The organism is Parashewanella sp. 2304DJ23-3 (assembly GCF_056591695.1).
In genome coordinates, this window is record NZ_JBWQOH010000023.1 from 1 (window position 1) to 1,917 (window position 1,917).

The window sequence follows — 1,917 nt, forward strand, 5'->3', positions numbered from 1 at the left end:
CAAATCAACAGGACAAATTGTGGTTGGCTTTGTCGCTGCGCTCCAAATTTTAGCCAACCACAATTTGCCCGTTATTTGGGCGTTATAAGCTATGCGAGGAGTCTAGAAATGGAATTTCTATTTATATCTATTGCTGTAGCTGTTTTATTGAATATTTATGTCTCTGTATCAACTGCTAAAAGGGATGACCTAGAAAGATTTCAAAAAATTGCTCAAATCATACTTATCTGGTTAATGCCTTTTATAGCAGCAATTGCTGTATGGATAATCAATCGAAGTGCTGATGAAGCTATTAAACCAACTAGATCTTTCGGTGGTGGCGCTGGCAGTGGTGTTAATTCAGTTGGTACAGACTAATTCATTTGTATAATCAAACACCGCTTATAACAAGGCATTCAATCGGAAAAATACTTGTTGGCTTTTTCCGCTTCGCTACAAAATTATAGCCAACAACCATTTTCCGCTTAATGCGGCGTTAGCAGTACAAGGAAGTTATGAGTAAACATATATGGGATATCACTCTTCAAGACTTATCAGAGCATCCCGTTTGGCAATTTCCAATGTGGAAAGACGATAGTTATATTGAAACAATGATTGTCCCTGCAAAGGAAGAAGATGCATTAGATCCAAACTCAAATATTATCGTCAAGGCTCAATTCATAGATTCTGCTGGCTTTGAGTTTGTAGGTTTTTTAAATTATGGCTTATCTGAAATCGAATATTCTCAACCATGTATGTTTGTAAAGGGTAAAGTTATAAATTTTTGGTATGGTGTTGCAAAACCAAACAAAGCGGACTTAATTAAACTTAACTTTCCAATTGTAGCAACATCAATTTCAGTTTATGGTTTAGAATCCAAGTCAGTAAATATTGCTGGCTATGGTTACATAAATGAAAATTCTAGCATTTGCGTAATGCACTGCTAACAAGCGCTTCAACAAGGACAAATACTGGTTGGCTCCTACGCTGCGCTTCGGATTATAGCCAACCAGCATTTGCCTGTTAAGCGGGCGTTATGCATTCATCAAACAATGGAGTTGTAATGAATATTATTTTAAAAATTTCTTGGGTACTTCTCTTATTTGTTATTGCAAATAAATCGTTTGCAACTGATTGCAAATCGGAATGCCAACTTGAACAAGTTAAATTGTACTTTACAGCTTTGGATAAAGTCGCAAGGAAGGGTTCTACTCCAACTGATATTGACGCTCTTCTGAATTTAACTCATAAAAATGTTAAATATGTTCACGTCGAATATGAGGCAAACTTCGACAAAGATACTTGGCGAAAAGCGTTTCTTCGAAATTTAGAGCTAGGTAGGTATCAAAATACCGACAAAAACCAGAAACGTATTTTAAAAACTATCTCAGGCAAAAATTATTTAGCAGTTGAATATTCACGAGGTATTATTCAAAGTGACGGTAGTTGGAAAGGCTCTGAACCACTTTTAGCTTTATTTGGTTTTACAGACGGCAAAATCTCTCTTATCAAAGAACTTTGGTAAAATGCATAACAAGCGCTTCAACAAGGACAAATACTGGTTGGCTCCTACGCTGCGCTTCGGATTTTAGCCAACCAGCATCTGCCTGTTAAGCGGGCGTTATACATTTAAAGGAAAGTTATGCCATCATTTGTTTGCCCAAAGTGTGACTCTGTAAAATACAAAGAAGAAATCCCAAGTTATAAGTCTCATTTTGGGTTAGGTTTTTCATATGTTTGTGAAAACTGTAACACTAAAATCTCGGTATCCTCATTGGGGCAGTTACTAATGGTTTCCGCTATTCTTCCCCATGCTCTTTTTTATAGTTACCTTGAGCCGATATTCAGTTCATTTCATAAGTACGCATATTTTGGGTTAGTCGGTATTTCTGTTATTTTGTTGTTCTTTGGCTTTAAGTTATCTAAGCCCATAGTTAA

General features: G+C 36.4%; 4 protein-coding genes. All 4 read left to right on the forward strand.

The annotated features are described in order from the left end of the window. A partial coding sequence (locus AC1EU2_RS18690; protein WP_480299788.1) for a hypothetical protein occupies positions 1 to 357 on the forward strand: 357 nt, incomplete at its 5' end. Positions 358 to 494: 137 nt separating this feature from the next. Next, positions 495 to 926 carry a hypothetical protein gene (locus AC1EU2_RS18695; RefSeq protein ID WP_480299789.1) on the forward strand — a complete coding sequence of 144 codons (432 nt, stop codon included), beginning with the start codon at positions 495 to 497 and terminating at the stop codon, positions 924 to 926. Between the two features lie 116 nt (positions 927 to 1,042). After that, the gene (locus tag AC1EU2_RS18700) at positions 1,043 to 1,504 is read left to right on the forward strand and encodes a hypothetical protein (protein ID WP_480299790.1); all 462 of its coding nucleotides are present in this window, start codon (positions 1,043 to 1,045) and stop codon (positions 1,502 to 1,504) included. Between the two features lie 117 nt (positions 1,505 to 1,621). After that, on the forward strand, positions 1,622 to 1,917 hold a 296-nt coding region (locus AC1EU2_RS18705), incomplete at its 3' end, for a hypothetical protein (RefSeq protein WP_480299791.1).